Below are 17835 nucleotides of genomic sequence, written 5' to 3'. Positions count from 1 at the left end.
TGGTGACTGTTACTGACTATTGTGGGACTTTTGGTCTAAATTTCAAGTGACACGGGGCTGGTGAAAGCACGTTGCTGTCCACTGATGGGGTCTATGAAGTTCAGTTTGTGGGCCAATAACTGTAATGGCTGCTTGAAATTATCAGCTTGTCTCGGCTGTAGGGAAGGGTAAAAACGATCATTAAGTATCGGAAAGCCGATGGACATCATATGGAGGCGTAATTGATGGGTGCGCCCAGTTATGGGGGATAAGGTGAACAGTCCCAGTTCATGGCTATCATCTTCGCATTGGATGAGTGACTCTGCATATTGAGCATCTTTATCATATGGAGGCGTATCAAGATTTTGGAAAAGAAATTGAGGATTTGAGCGAGCCAGATAATTCTTAACATGCCAACTTTTATCGCTCAGACACTTGCCTGCTTGAGTCTTTGCGAGTGCTTGATAGTGTTTTTTAATCTTTTGCTGGGCAAATAATTGATGATATTGGTTGCGAGTGTTCGGATTGGTTGAAAACATGACAAGTCCAGCGGTGTCTCGATCCAGTCGATGAACCGCTTGAAGGTCGTGGTTGCCAGTTTTATTGATTAACCTTTGTTGTAGACACTCGTTAACAAAAACGCCACCCGGCATAACGGGCAGGAAGTGGGGTTTGTGAGCAATCAAAAAATGCTCATTGTGCTCAATAATAACCTCTGAAAAAGGAATCGTCGGCTCTTGTTCTACCTCGCGGTGATAATATACAACCCTACCTGCGTCATATTCTGTATCGACTGTAACTTTTTCGCTGTTTTCCCAATAGACCTTCCCTTCAGCCATTCGACTCGTCCACTCAGTTTCAAATACATGAGGAAAGGTATCAATCAGAAATGATAAGACTGACTGATAACCGCTCTGAACCGGAAGCGTTACTTTTGAGGGTTTATCGGCTTTGGACACAACAATATACTATGCATTGATTAGACCCACATTGTATGTGTTTGGTGACTAAAGAAAAAGTTTCAGCGCTTTTGTGATTATCCTTGAATGTGTGCGTCTTAAAGTATTAGCGGCTCTACCTAAAAGAAGCCTTGATTGAGACACAGGTTATAGGACTTATGAATTTGCTAGTAATTTACTAGAAAATTTCATATACCCCTTAAGTCAAGTGCGCATTGTCCACTATGCGCTAACGGCTTGTTAAATCAATTAACTAGCTGCTTAAGTAAAAGTGATTTGTTTGCTATATAGTTTAACTGTAAACAAATAAGTCATATTTGCATTATTTTATATTCATTGCAGATTTGACACGCATTTACACCCTCACTAAAATCCGACACCTTGCGGTTAATAAAAATAAGAACTGCAAAAAACAACTTTAATAATCAGGATTTGAGAGGGATTGTCATGGAGTTTTTGTCACTTCGCCACTACATGATTGGCGCACCTTTATTCGTACTTTTTTTTGTAACCGTTCTTTTACCCGCTACGGCTGAAGCATATATATGCTTAGATCCGTATAGTGTTGAAGACCCTTCTGATGGGACAGAGCCCACTAAGGGCAATAAAAAAAATAAAGAAAAACGTGGCAAGGGTAATAACTCCAATGATTATCAGGTGAGCTCGGGGAGTTGTGACACCGATGAGCCTCCACCGAAGCCAACCCCTCCTGGGACTCCAAGCGTGTCGGTGATTAAAAGTACGAATGGATCCTATACAGTATCCTGGACTGCATCTTCAAATATGATTATGAGCGGCATGGAGTCAGGGGAGTACGAGCTAGTCGAGTATCGCAATGGCTCTTATGTTAGTAAGTATATAACTTCTCCCACAATCACTAACTATTCGTTTACTTCAAACCCCGATGGTAATTATCAGTACAAGGTGTCCTGTCCGCATGTCCGTTACAGTGTTGCTTTAGTTTTTCAAGGTTGATTTGGTTAAGAAATAGTCAAACCAACCTTTGCTTTTTTGTTTTCGCTATAAAAAAGAGTAGTCTTTTTTCACTTTACAATAGTTTTCTGCTCAATATTCAACCTGTTTTTTGAATTTAAAGCACTCGGCATCTACCGAACTTACGGACTGTGAGTTGGTACTATAAAGTGATAGTATTTTTTACTGCCGATATCGCTTTCCTACTTGAGTCCAATAAATTTCTTCTGGTGCTGCACCATTGAGAGATTGGTGTGGACGAATGACGTTATACCACTGCTGGAAGTCGTAACAGTGCAATGGTAATTCTTCTGGTTTAATCGGTAATCCATCAATGGTGGTTTTAAAGGTTCCAAATAAACGTTCAACCCTACCGTTCATCCATGGACAGTGTTTCTCTATCGTTTGGTGTTTGATGCCAGCGAATTTTAGAAAGAGCTTGAGCAGCTTTGAATTGAAGCAAGCCTCGTTGTCACTTCTAATTATTGAAGGTTTCTTGGAATAACGAAATAACCTGACAAGCTGCTTAATGATATTTAGTGACGACTTTGAGCTGAGCGGTATTAACCCCATAAGCTTTCGAGAATGATGTTCAATCACACCAAGTACAGGCTTGTTGTCCACAAAGGTAATGTCCATTCCCCAGTAACGATTAAAAGCAACATGGTAGGGTGGTTGGCTTTTAATCTGTTTGCGTAGCACCTGAATGTCGTACAGATGGTTACGAATAGTGTAACTGACAAACGTTTTACCAACAGATTGCTCTTTGTGCCTGAACTGTCTGTTAAAAATATAAGCCAAAGTACGGCAACTTGCTTGAGGTAGATGAGCTTTTAACCGCAAAACTTCCTGAGTTACCCAGTCGGGCTTCTTTTGGTTCCTATGAATTCTTATAGTCTTTAAACATTCATGTTTATTAGATTTATGTCTTGCATATTGTTTGTATGATCCTTTAAACCAATATTGGATTAACAGGGAAATCAAAACGACAATTAACATGTTGGCTTGTGTTTAATCAAAAGCCGGCGATGCTAACATACTTTTAAAATATCGTTTGCAAAAAAAGCTCCCGGTGAGGGAGCTAAAAGCGATATAAGATAGTTGGGTTAGGAGGGTATCTTATATCTAGGGTAAGAACCTTTAACGTTCAAGGTCTACGACTAATCCATCAGGCTAACCTGCCTAAACTTTCAATGACTTGTTTGCATGAAGTCGAATGGAATGACGGTTTCGATTTCATCGCTGAGTAATTTTAGTTGTGGGTGATTCAGATGAATCGATTGCACAACAGTTTTTAAATCATGTTCTTTTATATCTATCAATAATAAATATTTCCCTTCTTCTACCAAGTTATAATATTTACGTAACTTGTAGTTTTTACTTTCAAGTCCTAACAAACCGCCTAACCATGTACCAAATCCACTCAATAATATGGTTGTGGCTACAAAGCCAAAGGTGCTGTACAAGCCGTTAAGGGCTTCTGCGTTATACAGTATCGTCGCGACAATTAAACCAATTAGGGTTCCGCCAATAAACCCCTTGAAGCTACCGTTTAGTACATTGGTTTTGTACCAGAAGTTAGCTGTATTTAATCCGCGGCGAAGTACTTTGCCTTGTTTTTTAGCGATAACGTGCAGATCGCTGTCTTCAATACCGTGTGCCTTTAAATCCTCATAGGTGGCTTGTACATGTTTGAGCTTGTCTGACTCATAAAGTAAACGACTCATAATGAAACTCCTGTAACACGAATTTGTTATTAAGCTATCAGGCGGCATGTGAAAAATATGTAAATATCATGACTCCCTGGTCAATTATTAATTGTCAGACCGGATAATCTAGCTAGAATGTCTTTTTAGTCGGATGACTATGACTATAGACATAAAAATAATGTTAAGTATTTAGGGGGGCGTATGGAGTATCACTTTAAAAACGATAGTAAAGATGCTGATGAGGTAAAGTTCAGTGAGGATATAGGGCCTGAACTTGAAGAGTGCAAAATTAAAATAAGGCGGGGCTTTTGGACTACTGTTGTCGTTGCTGTCTTAACCTTAATCATGGCTATTGTCACTAATTATGAGAGTGGTCTAGTTGCTATACTTGACTCATCATATTTCTACGATGTAGCAGTTTGTGTTTTTTTAGCAATAGGCATTTATTATAAAAGCCGAGTTAGTGCGCTATTAATGCTGTCATATTACGTTATCTCTAAAGTTATTCAAATTAATCAAACCGGTAAAGCTTCTGGAGTCGTTATTGCAATAATTATTGCTGTCCTTTTGACTCAAGCTACCTTAGCAGCCTTTAAGTATCACCGCTTACGAAAACAACTGAACCCAGACTATAAGTCAACGAGCAAACGAACATGGTGGCTGGCTACACCAGTTAATACAATTTTGAGCTTGGTTCTTGTGCTTTTTCTTCTTGTTGAGTCAGGATTCTGGGTACCTACATCGTTGATGAGTGAAGAGACACTTTCTATATCTCATGTCGAAACTTTACGTGATAACAACATCATTAATAGTGATGAAAAAATTGAGCTGTTTTTCTCAGAAGGTCTTACTTCAATACTGGAAGGTGGCAATGTTGTCACTAACTCACGTGTAATCAGTTATGAGACTCTTGATGGGGAGCTGTATATCTATTCGGCACCATTTTCTGAAGTTTCTTTTGTTGGAATTGAGGAAAAGGGAACTGCTATTAGCTATAGCCAGATCTATGTTGAAACATATGATGGCGGCAGCTTTTATTTATTGTCACCGCATGATCATAAAGAAGATGAGACTTTTGTAAATACCATCAAGACTAAAGCTGATTTGGCCCAGGCTGGTTCCTAACTCTTTCAAGGCTTCACCATTCTATGGTTGAGCCGTCCCAGGCAAAGAATTTTCCGTTATCTTCAAGAAATAAGTTATCGATGATTTGAAACATCCTGCGCACTGAATACTCTGTGGAGAAGAGTTTTTCGGGTTTGACGTTTTGTTGGAAAGGCTTTGACAGCTTCGTGTCGGTTGTGCCTGGGTGTAGCCCGATAATCGCGGTGTTTTTATTGCGTCGAGCTACTTCAATCGATAATGTTTTGATGATTTGGTTAAGCGCGGCTTTGCTGGCGCGATAGCTGTACCAACCGCCCAGTCGATTATCACTGATGCTTCCGACCCGTGCCGACAGGCTGGCTAATATGGCGGGTTGTGCGTCTGATTTTTTCAATAGTTTTATGAAGTGCTTTGCTATTAATGCGGTAGTTGAGGCGTTTATTGTCATTACCTCAACAAAGTTATCGAGTTTAAAGTCTTCTATTTTCTTCTCAGGTTGCAGTTCTTTTGAATCATGCAATATGCCAATTGCGTTAATAATGAGGTCTACATGACCGTATTGATTGCTTACATGCTGCGAAAAACGCTGTAACTTTTCTTCATCAAGTGGATTGAGTTTAACCTTGACCAGACCATTATCCAGTGGCTTAATATCGGGCAATTGAGAGCTATCTGATGTTGGTTCCTTTGGACGCGAGCAAGCAAAGACTACCGCATAGCGTTCGAGAGCTTGTTTGACAAACTCTTGGCCGATGCCACCATTGGCGCCAAATACAATCGCGATACTCATGCTGTTATTATTCCGTTTCGCTGTGAACGAGAAGTGAAGGCTTATTTAGGGAAATGAGACGTTTTATGAAGACTGTAACGATTAACAAGGCATCCCAAACGGACTTGCCCTCTATTGCTAAGCTGGCAAATGACATCTGGCGCGAGCATTACACGCCTATTATTGGCTCTGAGCAAGTTGAGTATATGCTGAAGAAATATCAATCTGTTTCAGCGATGGCGGAGCAGATTTCTGATGGGACCTTTTATTACAGTGTTTTGCTTGATGGAACGTTAGTCGGGTATCTTTCTTTTTACCCTAAAGATGGGGCTTTGTTCTTGAGCAAGATTTATGTTTCCTCCAGTCTCAGGGGGAAAGGCATAGGGCGTCAGGCGATGGAGTTTGTCATTGAACAGGCTAAAACAATGGGTTTCGCAAAGATACAGCTGACCGTTAATAAATACAATTCTGGTAGTATAGAGGCCTATAAACGGATGGGATTTAAAACTGTGGATGAGGTTGTGGTGGATATTGGTGGAGGCTTTGTGATGGATGACTATGTGATGGACTTATTTTTAAATGAGCAGAAATAAGTATTAGAAGACGGGTTTATTTTCAAGTAAGATGAAGCCTCTTAATAAGAGGGAATCAGTATGACAATTTTAATCCGTTCAATTTTTGTTTTGTTTTTGGCGTTGGGTGTAGCGGCTTGTAGCAGTGAGCCTACATTTGATGCAACGAATGACCAAACCATGGAAGCTTCGATGGAGGAAATGACGAAAGACATGACCGAAGAAGAAAAAATGGAATTGGGTCAAGCTGTAATGAGTATTGCAATGCAGGTCGGTTTTAGTTCTATGGGCGATGAAGAAAAAATCGAAAAAGAACTTAAAGAAAAGCTACATGGCAAAACTGCAGAAGAGATTATTGAACAGGCTAACGGTAACAAGTAATTAGTTTTCAATAAGATTTAAAAACCCGGCTTAAGCCGGGTTTTTTATGCCTGCAAGTAAGTTAACTTACAATATTTAATCTTTAGGACTCTGCAAGTAAGCTTCTGTCGGAGAAACCAGTATGTTTTCCATTGCCTCGCGGCCAAGCAGCATTTTGTAGCGCATTTTTTCGCGATTAGCTAGGCTAATATCAATATCCCAGGTTTGATCACCAATGGTGATAGGGGTTCGTATCACGTAGCGTGATTGGGTTTGGCCATTGGAGCTGGTGATTTTGCGATAGTCGATCATTTCTGCTTCACAATTGAAGACTCGTTTTGGGTGACGGCGAAGCGGACAGGTTTTGAATGACACGTATGTGTTGCCGTCTTTGTCAAAGGTTTTGATGTCAAAGGCGTGCAGGCTTGAGGTTTTCGCGCCTGTATCAACTTTGATTTTAATGCTTGAAATGCCAAGCCCTGATAGCTTGGCTTTTTCTTTCCATCCGACTCTTATCTTGCTCATATTGCTGATCTCAATTAGCCACGGCCTTTCGGCTTATTAGGGCCTTTCAAAGCGTCTTTTTCGATGAACTGGATAATAGCACCGGCAACATCTTTGCCAGTGGCTTTTTCAATACCTTCAAGACCGGGTGATGAATTCACTTCAATCACGAGCGGACCATGTGCGGAACGAATCAGATCGACGCCAGCTACGTCCAGTCCCATCACTTTTGCCGCACGAACGGCCAGAGCGCGTTCTTCCGGTTTAAGCTTGATGACTTGAGCGCTACCTCCACGATGCAGGTTAGAGCGGAACTCGCCTTCTTTGGCGCTACGCTGCATGGCAGCAATCACTTTCTCGCCAACCACAAAGCAACGAATATCAGAGCCGCCAGCTTCTTTGATGAATTCTTGCACCAGGAAGTCTGCATTCAGGCTACGAAAAGCATTGATCAAACTTTCTGCTGCTTTATTGGTCTCTGCCAATACCACGCCATTGCCGTGGGTACTTTCGATAACCTTAACAATCAAAGGCGCACCGCCAACAGATTCGATGAGTTCATCGGTCGCTTCAACCGAGTGCGCATAACTGGTGATTGGCATGCCAACACCTTTACGGGCTAGTAGTTGGTGTGCGCGTAACTTATCGCGCGAACGGGTAATGGCTATCGACTCATTAACCGAGTAAACGCCACCCACCTCGAATTGTCGTAATACTGCAGTACCATAAGCAGTTACGGAGGCTCCAATGCGCGGAATGACCGCTTCAAACTCCAACTGGCGAACTTTGCCTTGAACCTTACTGTGTACAGTAGGGCGGTTAGATGTGATGTTCATGAAGCATTTGAGTACATCAACTACTTGCGCTTCGTGACCACGTTCCTCTGCTGCTTCAACCAGTCTCTTGGTGGAATAAAGGCGAGGATTACGCGATAAAATACCTATTTTCATGTGCCTTCCAGATTGTACTTAGAGTGATATCAATAAATTGAATGGCCGATTGACCAATTGCTGGTCAATATAGCATAGATCCCTTTGGCCATCACAAATAAAATCAAGGGCACAGCGATTAAACAAGCAGAGACTTTCCTTCTGCGGAACTCAGAGTAGAAGGAAATTTTTAAGATTAAGGGTTTATAATTTTTTTTAGTTGGGGGATAATGCGCCCGGCTCTGCTGGTCCCCTCGCAACGTAAGGTTGTGAATCCCGCCAGGCCCGGAAGGGAGCAACGGTAGCAACTGTCTCGTGTGCCGAGGTGTGGCTAGCAGAGTCTTTAATTTCTAACATCTATTTCTGTAGATGTAGGAATAAAAAAAACCGCCAAGTTGGCGGTTTTTGTGTTTCATGACTTTAAAACTGTGTGTTTCAAGCCGATCAAATCAGCGCTTCACATGGTTATCTTCATCTTCGTCATGGTTTGGATCTGTTATGACACTGTGAAGTTGTGCTTCATATTCTTTCATTCTATACACTTCGCGAAGTTCAACAATTTTAGCAATAGCCTCTTTATCAACTATGACACCGGGATTCGTTGGGTTGCTTACAGTGTTCCAATCTTCAATGATATCGTCATAGGCTTCGTAATTGGTTTCATAGCGCCAAACACATTTAGGGCTTCCTTCAAAGGGTAGCCAGTTATCATTGTTACCATAGTCATCATTCACTGCCTGCCAACAAGAGTCCTGATCTGAGAATGGGCCTACTGACATATATTGGTAATTAGTAATGCCATTGTTATTAATATACGAAATGGCTGTGTAGAAATAACCACCGCAGGTAGTACAGTTACCAGCAGCATCAGCTGGTTGAGTTATTCCTGATGTGGCAATCAATCCAGAAATCAACAGGGCTTTGCTTAACGTTTTCATTGTGTACCTCAAAAAATTTGTTTATGGATTAAACGAGCTTTATTGCTCAGTCTTAATGACAGATTCACCATAGTGGACGATTGACGCTTTGTAGATCGAAACAGCAGGCAAAAGCGGGCAAGCTGGGGAGCTTTTGGTAAAAATGTAGATTAAGTAACTGATATTGAAAGAGTCGGTGCTTTTATCTATTGATACTGAGTGATAGAGAAAGATTATTCTATTTTCTCGATAAGGCTAATTGTGCTATTGTTTGCCCACTTACCAATCACTCAAATAAAACTGACTAAAAAATGAGCTATCAGGTGCTCGCCCGTAAATGGCGTCCAAAGAATTTCGATGAATTACAAGGTCAGGAACACGTTAGTCGTGCGCTGGTCAATGCTATTGAAAGCGGTCGTTTGCATCATGCTTATTTATTCACCGGCACGCGTGGGGTTGGTAAAACCACTATCGCGCGCATCCTTTCTAAATGTCTTAACTGTGAAACTAACGGCTTAACCTCAAAACCCTGTGGTGAGTGTGGAAGCTGTGTTGAGATTGACGAAGGGCGTTTTGTTGATTTGATTGAAGTGGATGCGGCATCACGAACTAAAGTTGATGACACCCGCGAGCTCTTAGAGAATGTTCAATATAAGCCTACGCGCGGTCGTTATAAGGTTTACCTTATCGATGAGGTGCATATGCTCTCTAACAGCTCATTCAATGCGCTGTTAAAAACTTTGGAAGAGCCGCCCGAACACGTCATATTTTTATTAGCGACCACTGATCCGCAAAAACTTCCGGTGACTGTACTGTCGCGTTGTTTGCAGTTCCATTTAAAGCACATGGAAGAGCAAACCATTTCTAAGCATCTCGCTTATATCCTGCAACAAGAAACGATTGATTTTGAGACGCCAGCGCTTGAGTTGATTTCACGTTCGGCCGAAGGCAGTATGCGTGATGCATTGAGCTTGCTTGACCAGGCGATTGCCTTTGGTCAGGGCAAAGTTCAGGAAGAAGATATTCGTACTATGCTCGGTACAATTGACCATCAGTTTATGGTCAAATTGCTCGAAGCACTGGCCAACAAAGATTCGGCAGAAGCAATCAATGCGATTGCTGAAATGAGTCATTATCCTGTAGATTTTGCCGACGCACTTAAAGAGTTGTTATCACGCATTCATCAAATTGCTATTTTCCAAAGCACTGGCGTGTTATTGGATCAAGCTGCCCCATATGTTCAAGACTTTGCGAACAAAATTGCCAGCGATGACTTACAACTTTATTATCAGATGGGCTTACATGCTCGTCGCGATCTGGAATGGGCACCGTCACCACGACAGGGCCTTGAAATGGCACTGTTGCGAATGTTGGCGTTTCGACTTGAACCTTCCCAAGTCGTTCACAACAGCACAAGCCAAACCTCATTAGATTCAGAGGCAAAAAAAAAAGTTAGCCTGAAGCCATCAGAGCCTGCTACGCAAGAAGTTCCTAGTGAGAATGCTCCTGCTGAGAATTCTACTGTTGAAAAAGAACCTTCTGAAAAAGCTGAGCCTGAGCAAGCAGCAAAACAAGAACAAAAGTCTGAATCAAGCATTGCTAAAAAAACCGTAAATGAGGAAACTCAATCAACCAGCAATGGCCCCGAAGAACCACCATTCAATCCCGATGATTACGCCTCATTCAGTGATGATGAAAAAACTGAAGATTCGATAATCGATCAATATCAAACTCCTGAACCATCAAAACTAGAAGAGCAGGTGGTTGAAGTACCGTCTAACAGCATCAAAGAAAATACGGAGCAGTCTTCTGATAATGAGCAAGCTGCACTGGCCAGCCTGCACTCAGCACTAGGACTTAGCTTCTCAGATGATGGGGACGCATCATCTGAAAAATCAGTACAGCCAGCTCAACATAAAGTTGTTGAGACAGCGCAAACTGAAACAGCACAAGCTGAGACAGTTAAAGTAGCCGAACCTGAGCAATCGAATGATGATGGTTTTCAATTACAGCCTCATACAATCGAGCAGGAACCTGAACCAGAGGTATTAATCCAGGAGAATGAAAGGGCTTCAGCAACTTCTTCGGAATCTACTGAATCAGTTCAGGTAAAGGCAAGTGAGCACATGACTGATTTGGACGAGACTGATCTTGAACAGACTGATCCATTAGAGAATGATCCACCTGCTACAGAAGAAGCGCTGAAGTGGTCGCAGCACGTTAAAAAGATGGATTTAACCGGCACTTATCATCAAATTGCACAATCCAGTACAGCTCAATGGCTATCTGATGATAAAATACAGCTCACTGTCGAGCCAGCTCAGGATATTCTGAGTACCGAGACCGCAAAGCAAGCGATAGAAGAAGCACTGGCGCACTATTTCAGCAAGCCTGTTACAGTAGAGTGGCGATTTGCTGAACCGGAAGTGGCAACACCAGCCATGATTTGGCAAAGAGCCGCCAAAGCAAAACATCGCAAAGCTTGCGAAACGATTACCCAGCATCCTTTTGTGCAGCAACTGGCGCAAAAGTTTGGCGCAAAACTTGATAAAAGCAGTATCCAATATCTGGATGCTCAGCAATGATTTAACTGATTAGTAGAGGTCACTATGTTTGGTAAAGGTGGTTTGGGCAACATGATGAAACAAGCCCAACAAATGCAGGAAAAAATGCAACAAGCTCAGGAAGAAATTGGCAATCTTGAGGTTACCGCAGAAGCGGGAGCAGGCATGGTCAAAGTAACCATGACCGGCCGTCACGACGTTAAGCGCGTCGAAATCGACCCAAGCCTGATGGAAGATGACAAAGATCTTCTCGAAGATCTGGTCGCCGCAGCAGTTAATGCCGCAGTACGTAAGGTTGAAGAGACAACTAAAGCGCGTATGGCGGAAGTGACTAAGGGGATGAATTTGCCCCCAGGGATGAACCTCCCATTTTAAAAATACCGATGAAGTTGGCCTTTTTGCTCAATTTCTTCGTTAAAGCTGTGCTCGAGACATCGAGTATTTTTATACACTCAGTCTCTCCGCGCAGTTTTGCCTCGAACTTGAGCAAAAATCCGCAACTTTCTCGATATTTTGGGGTAGAGGTTTGCGCGCAGTACTTCCTCGCTCAGAAAGAAAAATCCTGAGTTAAAACGCGGTATGTGAGGGGAAGAGGTAGGGTTTGAGTATTTTTATACGCTCAAGCTCTCCGTGCGAAACTGCCTCGAACACACGAAAATATTTTGCGTTAAAGCTTAAGGTGGCAAGATCTGTAGGGTACCCAAGGGGGCTAATCCTACGTCGAAACGCATCGCTCTTTTGTAAAGTTTATGCATGACAGACGATTATTACAGGCACTTAAATGCAATCACCGTTGATAAAAAAATTAATTGAAGCTTTTACTTGTTTGCCGGGTGTGGGTAATAAATCGGCGCAGCGTATGGCGTATTTTTTATTGGAGCGTAACCGCGAAGGTGGCGAGCAATTGGCCGAAGCATTAGTTGCTGCAATGAACGGTGTGAAGCATTGCAAGCGCTGTCGCGATTTTACCGAAGATGATCTGTGTGGAATCTGCAATTCTCAAGCACGCGATAACAGTTTGCTTTGCATCGTTGAAAGCCCCGCTGATGTGTTCGCCATCGAATCTACTGCAAGTTTTAAGGGTAAGTACTTTGTCTTGATGGGGCACTTATCGCCACTTGATGGTATTGGCCCGGAAGATTTAGGGCTTGACCAACTGAAGCGTCTAGTGGATGAGGAAAAGCCCGCGGAAATTATTTTGGCAACCAACTCGACAGTTGAGGGCGAAGCCACTGCACATTTCATTTCAGAAATGTTACAAAAGAATGAAGTTATCCTGTCACGTATTGCTTCGGGTGTGCCGCTTGGCGGTGAGCTTGAATACATTGATGGCGGAACCTTGATGCACTCACTTTCAGGGCGCCAACCCTATCGACGTTAGCTTTAATTCTGAAAACTTAAATAAGGAGTTAGGATGAACTTTATCGATAAGGAGATTGAGGAGTACGCAAAGCTCTATACCAGTAACGAGCCTGAGCTGTTAAAAGAACTGGCTGAATTCACAGAAACGAACATGCCGATGGCGCAGATGCTAACCGGCAAGATAGAAGGGCGCTTGTTGAAGATGTTGGTAGCTTTGACTGGTGCGAAAACAGTTCTTGAAATTGGTATGTTCACCGGTTACTCGGCACTTTCTATGGCGGAAGCCTTACCCGACGATGGCCAGTTAATAACCTGCGATATTGATGAAGAAGTGGCTAAGCTGGCCAAAGATTATTTTGCTCGCAGCACTCATGGCTCCAAAATCACTATTGAGCTTGCTCCAGCTCTGAACACTATCTCCAGTCTTAATCAAACCTTTGATCTGGCTTTTCTTGATGCCGACAAAGAAAACTATGTGGAATACTACCAGGCGATAATCCCAAAATTAAAGTCCAATGGATTATTGGTGATTGATAACTGTCTCTGGTCAGGCAAAGTTTTAGAGCCAGAATCAGAAACGGATATCGCCATTAATAAGCTCAATCAATTAATTGTCACCGATCCACGTGTTGAAAACGTCGTATTAACAGTACGCGATGGTATTAATCTGGTTCGCAAGTTATAAATCAATAGTTTAATCAGACTGTCGTTTAAAAACTACACAGACCGGCATAAAACTGGTAATGTATTTTTATCTCTGAAAAATACTATTCAGCCGTCATTTCATTACTTATTACTTAAGTTCAGGTAGGTGCGCATGAGTACACAACATAATAACTGGGCGAATCGCCTAAAGATCCTTGGCTTAACCTCTCTTTCCTTTATTTTGATCAGTTGTAATTCGGACTCAGATTCTGATTCATCCCCACCAACGGACGAGCAACTGTCCTGGACCCAAGGGGTATTTGAAGATGAGGCTAGCTTTAAAGATTTCTGTGAAGTGCCAAGAACGGGGACTGATATTGATGGCGACCCATGGCCTGATAAGGCTGGTTCAACCTTGCATGAAAACCATTGGCTTCGTTCCTGGAGCAACAATACTTATCTTTGGTATAACGAAATCCAGGATCAGAATCCTGCCAACTTTAATGACCCACTTGATTATTTTGCAGTGTTAAAAACCACTGCCTTAACGCCATCAGGCAATCCCAAAGATCGTTTTCATTACACGTATGACACCGATGTTTATGAGCAACTGGTATCATCAGGTGCTTCTGCCGGTTATGGCGCTGAGTGGGTATTGCTCCAATCTTCACCGCCACGCGATGTCCGCGTTGCTTTTACTGAACCAAACTCTCCAGCGACAACTGCCAACTTAACGCGGGGCGTGAAAATCCTTGAGGTTGACGGCGTTGACATGATCAATGGCAGTGATGTTGATACTCTGAATGCTGGTTTGTTTCCAGACGGTGCTGGAGAAAGCCATGAGTTTTTGGTCGAAGACATTGGCGGTACCACTCGTACCATCACTATGAACTCGGAAATTGTGACCACTGATCCGGTACAAAATGAAAAAATTATTGCGACTGCCAGTGGTGATGTGGGTTACCTAACTTTTAATACCTTCGGTATTGTCGACGCAGAAGCAGAGTTAATTGATGCCTTTAGCACTTTTGAAACTCAGGGCATTAATGACCTGGTTATAGATCTGCGCTATAACGGCGGTGGCTTCCTGGCCATTTCCAGCCAGTTGGCTTACATGGTGGCGGGCAGCTCGGCAACCAGTGGAAGAACCTATAGCCAAACGGTGTTTAATGATAAGCATCCGACTATCAATCCGGTTACTGGTCAAACTCTGTCACCAACCCCTTTCTACAATACTTCGTTAGGATTTTCAGTGAACCAAGGTCAGGCCTTGCCTCAGTTAAACCTTAATCGAGTGTTCGTCTTATCTGATGGTGGTACTTGTTCAGCCAGTGAAGCATTCATCAATGGCCTTCGAGGTGTTGATGTGGAAGTGATTCTAATTGGTGATGATACCTGTGGTAAGCCTTATGGCTTCTATGCCACTGACAACTGTGGTACCACTTACTTCACTATCCAGTTCCGTGGTGAGAATGACAAGGCCTTCGGCGACTATGCTGACGGCTTCGTGATTGCTGGTAGCGATAATGGTGAAGACGTAGTCCGCGGCTGTGTGGTTGCCGACGACTTCAATAACGCCTTAGGCAATGAGCAGGAAGCCAGATTAGCGGCAGCTTTAAATTTCCGTGATACGGGAACCTGTCCAGCATCATCTCCAAAATCATTGCATCAGGCACCTTATAAACCTTCCGATGTTTATGACCAAAACTCGCTCTATAACTCACAAATACTGCGTGATCGGATGTTCTTAAAGCAGAACCTGATTCTGACTGAGCCGAAATAGTCATGAGTTTCAGGCTGATATTAGCAATGGTTTCAACGGTCTTGTTGGCTTCGGCCTGCAAGACCATTGATCCTGCTCATGCCGAGCCTGCTGTTATTACCAATCCTTCAGCCGAAACCACCGCGGAGTTAACCGAAGTGGTTTCGACTATCTTTAATAACCGCCCAGTGACTCTGGCGCAAGATGTGCTAACGAATACCAATATTCTCTCTATTCAAATTGCAGCCCACAAAAAAGACGGCCTGCCAGTGATGGGTCGTATTGAAGAAATGCCACGTCAGTTTCAGCTGCTAAAGTATGACGACAATTGCTATCTGTTTGATTCTCAAAACGATACCCTGTATCCATTGCAAACCGTTAAGTGTAAGATCCTAGAGTTACCCCCTAGGGCATAAAAGCTGACTAGCCTTAATTGTTTAGGCTGGCCTTGAAATCAAGCCAACAAATCCCCACATTCTATCCAAGTTTCAACCTTTCTTTCTGAACTCATAACTGAACAGATAACGGAGATTTGTTATGTCGGTAGCGGCTGAAAAACAAACACATTCATTTCAAACTGAAGTCAAACAACTCCTGCACTTGATGGTGCATTCTTTATATTCCAATAAAGAAATCTTCCTTCGTGAGCTTATCTCGAACGCAGCAGATGCAGCGGATAAACTCCGCTTCAAGGCATTGGATGATGCTAGTCTGTTAGCAGATGATCCTGAGCTTCGTATTCGCATCACAACAGACAAAGACACAAAAACTTTAACCATATCTGATAACGGTATCGGCATGACCGAAGAAGAGGTCATTGCCCATCTTGGTACTATCGCCAAGTCAGGTACTGCCGACTTCTTGAGTCAGTTGACTGGCGACAAGAAAAAAGACTCAAAGTTGATTGGACAGTTTGGTGTTGGTTTCTACTCAGCCTTTATCGTTGCCGACAAAGTTACTGTCGTGACGCGTGGCGCTGGGCTGGCTGCCGACCATGCGGTGATCTGGGAATCGGCAGGCGATGGTGAATTTACCATTGAGCCAACCACCAAAGATACTCGCGGTACCGACATTACCTTACACCTCAAAGAGGGTGAAGAAGAGTTCCTGGAGGATTACCGTCTACGCACCATCATCGGCAAATACTCAGACCATATTTCCTTGCCAGTAGAAATGCATAAAGTGCATCAAGGTGAGGACAAAGACAAGCCTGAACAACCTGAATTTGAAGTGGTCAACAAAGCGACCGCCTTGTGGACTCGTCCTAAGGCAGAAATCACTGACGAAGAATATCAAGAGTTTTATAAGCATGTTGCGCATGACTTCCAGGATGCATTGAGCTGGAGTCATAATCAGGTTGAAGGTAAGCAGGAATACACCAGCTTGTTATACATTCCAGCCAAAGCACCATTCGATATGTGGAACCGTGATCGGGTGCGTGGCGTAAAGCTATACGTACAGCGTGTCTTTATCATGGATGATGCGGAGCAATTCCTGCCAGTTTATTTGCGTTTCGTGCGCGGATTAATTGATTCTAATGATTTACCGCTTAACGTGTCGCGTGAAATTCTGCAAGACAGCTCAGTAACGCAATCATTACGCTCAGCGACTGTAAGCCGCGTGCTAAAAATGCTTGAGCAGCTGGCCAAGAAAGATAAAGAAAAGTATCAGCAGTTCTGGAACGAATTTGGCCAGGTCTTGAAAGAAGGCCCCGGCGAAGACTTCTCCAACAAAGAAAAAATTGCCAGCCTGTTCCGCTTTAGCTCAACCCATAACGACAGCAAAGAACAAACCGTCTCTTTGGATGACTACATTGAGCGCATGAAGCCAGAGCAAGACAAGATCTACTATATTGCTACTGACAGCTTCCTCGCTGCCAAAAACAGCCCACACTTGGAAATTTTCCGCAAAAAAGGTATCGAAGTTCTCTTGATGCACGACCGTATTGACGAATGGACGGTATCGCACTTGCAGGAATACAAAGGCAAGCAATTTGTCTCGGTCACACAAGGCTCATTAGATCTTGGCAACCTTGAAGATGCTGAAGACAAGAAAGCCCAGGAGCAGGCCTCAAAAGAACACGAAGACCTAGTCAAGCGCGTCAAAGAGGTACTTGGCGACAAAGTAGCCGATGTTCGAGTGACCTTGCGTCTAACCAACACACCAGCATGTATCGTAGCAGGCGAAGGCGACATGCCACTGCAGATCGTCAAAATGATGCAAGCCGCTGGTCAACCCGTGCCAGATGTTAAACCAGTATTCGAACTCAACCCAGAACATGCCTTGATTCAGTTGGTTGAAAAAGAACAGGATCAAGACCAGTTCAACGAATGGGTCGACGTACTGTTCGACCAGGCACAACTCGCCGAAGCTGGGCAGTTAGAAGACCCCGCCAGCTTCGCAACAAAGCTTAATAAACTGCTGCTAAAACTAGCCAGTTAAAACTCCTTTCCATCATTAAAATGCCGCGTAAATCGCGGCATTTTTTTATTCGTGTACATAATTCTTTACAACTGCCATCCTGTGGCTTGATGTAGGCTGGTGATGAGCCTGCGAATCCCAGCAAAATGTGTATCAAAATAAAAATCACGCAGACTCTATTAATATAATCCTGTCATTCTGAACTAGATTCAGACGACCGAAGGAAGTGCCCGTGGTACGATCGAAGGAAGTGCCCGTGGTACGAACGAAGGGAATGCCTGTGATGCGACCGAAGGAAGCACCTTTA

The 17835-nt window shown here is 43.2% G+C and carries 18 protein-coding genes and 1 other RNA gene; 12 read left to right on the top strand and 7 right to left on the bottom strand.

Annotated elements, in window-relative coordinates:
* Window positions 1–35 precede the first annotated feature (35 nt).
* Entirely contained in the window at window positions 36–938 is a 903-nt protein-coding gene (locus ACN0VI_RS09675) for a pseudouridine synthase (RefSeq protein WP_417446639.1), read from the bottom strand.
* 447 nt (window positions 939–1385) lie between these two features.
* Between ACN0VI_RS09675 and ACN0VI_RS09670 the strand changes: the two genes are divergently transcribed.
* On the top strand, window positions 1386–1913 hold the full coding sequence (locus ACN0VI_RS09670; protein WP_417446638.1) for a hypothetical protein: 528 nt from the start codon (window positions 1386–1388) through the stop codon (window positions 1911–1913).
* A 180-nt stretch (window positions 1914–2093) separates the two neighbouring features.
* On the opposite strand, the gene ACN0VI_RS09665 is transcribed toward ACN0VI_RS09670, so the two are convergent.
* Window positions 2094–2753, bottom strand: coding sequence for an integrase core domain-containing protein (locus tag ACN0VI_RS09665; RefSeq protein ID WP_417446637.1), 660 nt, complete (start codon window positions 2751–2753; stop codon window positions 2094–2096).
* 347 nt (window positions 2754–3100) lie between these two features.
* Window positions 3101–3637 (bottom strand): hypothetical protein, encoded by a 537-nt coding sequence (locus tag ACN0VI_RS09660; protein ID WP_417446636.1) that lies wholly within the window; start codon window positions 3635–3637, stop codon window positions 3101–3103.
* A 183-nt stretch (window positions 3638–3820) separates the two neighbouring features.
* On the opposite strand from ACN0VI_RS09660, the gene ACN0VI_RS09655 reads away from it, so the two are divergent.
* Window positions 3821–4744 carry a hypothetical protein gene (locus ACN0VI_RS09655; RefSeq protein WP_417446635.1) on the top strand — a complete coding sequence of 308 codons (924 nt, stop codon included), beginning with the start codon at window positions 3821–3823 and terminating at the stop codon, window positions 4742–4744.
* 13 nt (window positions 4745–4757) lie between these two features.
* Here ACN0VI_RS09655 and ACN0VI_RS09650 read toward each other — a convergent pair whose 3' ends face one another.
* Complete coding sequence (locus tag ACN0VI_RS09650; RefSeq protein ID WP_331890617.1) at window positions 4758–5513, bottom strand: SDR family NAD(P)-dependent oxidoreductase; 756 nt, start codon at window positions 5511–5513, stop codon at window positions 4758–4760.
* Between the two features lie 65 nt (window positions 5514–5578).
* Here ACN0VI_RS09650 and ACN0VI_RS09645 point away from each other — a divergent pair, with 65 nt between their 5' ends.
* Together ACN0VI_RS09645 and ACN0VI_RS09640 are read left to right on the top strand one after the other, a co-directional pair.
* Window positions 5579–6085: a GNAT family N-acetyltransferase gene (locus ACN0VI_RS09645; protein WP_331890618.1), complete on the top strand. Its 507-nt coding sequence runs from the start codon at window positions 5579–5581 to the stop codon at window positions 6083–6085.
* Window positions 6086–6145: 60 nt separating this feature from the next.
* The gene (locus ACN0VI_RS09640) at window positions 6146–6445 is read left to right on the top strand and encodes a DUF6694 family lipoprotein (RefSeq protein ID WP_331890619.1); all 300 of its coding nucleotides are present in this window, start codon (window positions 6146–6148) and stop codon (window positions 6443–6445) included.
* A gap of 75 nt (window positions 6446–6520) precedes the next feature.
* On the opposite strand, the gene ACN0VI_RS09635 is transcribed toward ACN0VI_RS09640, so the two are convergent.
* Together ACN0VI_RS09635 and rimK are read right to left on the bottom strand one after the other, a co-directional pair.
* Window positions 6521–6949, bottom strand: coding sequence for an ATP-dependent zinc protease (locus ACN0VI_RS09635; RefSeq protein WP_331890620.1), 429 nt, complete (start codon window positions 6947–6949; stop codon window positions 6521–6523).
* 14 nt (window positions 6950–6963) lie between these two features.
* Window positions 6964–7878: a 30S ribosomal protein S6--L-glutamate ligase gene (gene rimK / locus ACN0VI_RS09630; RefSeq protein ID WP_012800955.1), complete on the bottom strand. Its 915-nt coding sequence runs from the start codon at window positions 7876–7878 to the stop codon at window positions 6964–6966.
* A gap of 222 nt (window positions 7879–8100) precedes the next feature.
* Here rimK and ffs point away from each other — a divergent pair.
* Window positions 8101–8197: signal recognition particle sRNA small type (ffs, locus tag ACN0VI_RS09625), an RNA gene on the top strand.
* A gap of 109 nt (window positions 8198–8306) precedes the next feature.
* Here ffs and ACN0VI_RS09620 read toward each other — a convergent pair.
* Entirely contained in the window at window positions 8307–8795 is a 489-nt protein-coding gene (locus tag ACN0VI_RS09620) for a hypothetical protein (protein WP_417446634.1), read from the bottom strand.
* A gap of 290 nt (window positions 8796–9085) precedes the next feature.
* On the opposite strand from ACN0VI_RS09620, the gene dnaX reads away from it, so the two are divergent.
* From dnaX to htpG, 7 genes are all read left to right on the top strand, one after another.
* Complete coding sequence (gene dnaX / locus ACN0VI_RS09615) at window positions 9086–11359, top strand: DNA polymerase III subunit gamma/tau (protein ID WP_417446633.1); 2274 nt, start codon at window positions 9086–9088, stop codon at window positions 11357–11359.
* Between the two features lie 24 nt (window positions 11360–11383).
* Window positions 11384–11713 (top strand): YbaB/EbfC family nucleoid-associated protein, encoded by a 330-nt coding sequence (locus tag ACN0VI_RS09610; RefSeq protein ID WP_012800958.1) that lies wholly within the window; start codon window positions 11384–11386, stop codon window positions 11711–11713.
* A 406-nt stretch (window positions 11714–12119) separates the two neighbouring features.
* Window positions 12120–12719, top strand: coding sequence for a recombination mediator RecR (recR, locus tag ACN0VI_RS09605; RefSeq protein ID WP_331890469.1), 600 nt, complete (start codon window positions 12120–12122; stop codon window positions 12717–12719).
* A 33-nt stretch (window positions 12720–12752) separates the two neighbouring features.
* Window positions 12753–13385, top strand: coding sequence for a class I SAM-dependent methyltransferase (locus ACN0VI_RS09600; protein ID WP_331890471.1), 633 nt, complete (start codon window positions 12753–12755; stop codon window positions 13383–13385).
* Window positions 13386–13517: 132 nt separating this feature from the next.
* Window positions 13518–15128: a S41 family peptidase gene (locus tag ACN0VI_RS09595; protein ID WP_331890473.1), complete on the top strand. Its 1611-nt coding sequence runs from the start codon at window positions 13518–13520 to the stop codon at window positions 15126–15128.
* 26 nt (window positions 15129–15154) lie between these two features.
* Window positions 15155–15523 carry a hypothetical protein gene (locus ACN0VI_RS09590; protein ID WP_417446632.1) on the top strand — a complete coding sequence of 123 codons (369 nt, stop codon included), beginning with the start codon at window positions 15155–15157 and terminating at the stop codon, window positions 15521–15523.
* 121 nt (window positions 15524–15644) lie between these two features.
* Window positions 15645–17549: a molecular chaperone HtpG gene (htpG, locus tag ACN0VI_RS09585; RefSeq protein ID WP_417446631.1), complete on the top strand. Its 1905-nt coding sequence runs from the start codon at window positions 15645–15647 to the stop codon at window positions 17547–17549.
* The last annotated feature ends 286 nt before the right edge of the window (window positions 17550–17835 follow it).

Source organism: Kangiella sp., from assembly GCF_048265365.1.
Lineage (GTDB): Bacteria > Pseudomonadota > Gammaproteobacteria > Enterobacterales > Kangiellaceae > Kangiella.
Note: the sequence above shows the minus strand (reverse complement) of the source record. Positions and strands in the feature narration are given on the sequence as shown.